Source organism: Tetzosporium hominis, from assembly GCF_002265435.1.
In the GTDB taxonomy this organism is placed as follows: Bacteria; Bacillota; Bacilli; order Bacillales_A; family Planococcaceae; genus Chryseomicrobium; species Chryseomicrobium hominis.
Map to the genome: position 1 here is coordinate 1 of NZ_NOKQ01000240.1, position 267 is coordinate 267.

General features: G+C 49.4%; 1 protein-coding gene. It reads right to left on the bottom strand.

All coding sequences use genetic code 11. The annotated features are described in order from the left end of the window. A partial coding sequence (locus CF394_RS11460) for a carbon starvation CstA family protein (RefSeq protein ID WP_279327662.1) occupies window positions 1-267 on the bottom strand: 267 nt, incomplete at both ends.

Genomic DNA, 267 nt, shown 5'->3' on the forward strand with positions numbered 1-267 from the left:
AAGCCGATCGTTGACGCAAGCTTTAAATTTCCCGTTTTCTTATAAAATAAGCCCACGCCCATCGCAATCGGAATCGTAATCCCTACCGCAAATGTTCCCCATGGATTGCGTTCAAGCGCATGCAGCACAACCATCGACAGACCCGCCATCGTAATCGTGATAATAAACAGCATGGACAGTCCCGTACAAAATCCGGCAACAGGGCCGAGCTCGTCCTTCGCTACTTCTGACAGCGATTTTCCATTTTTGCGCATCGAGGCAAACAGC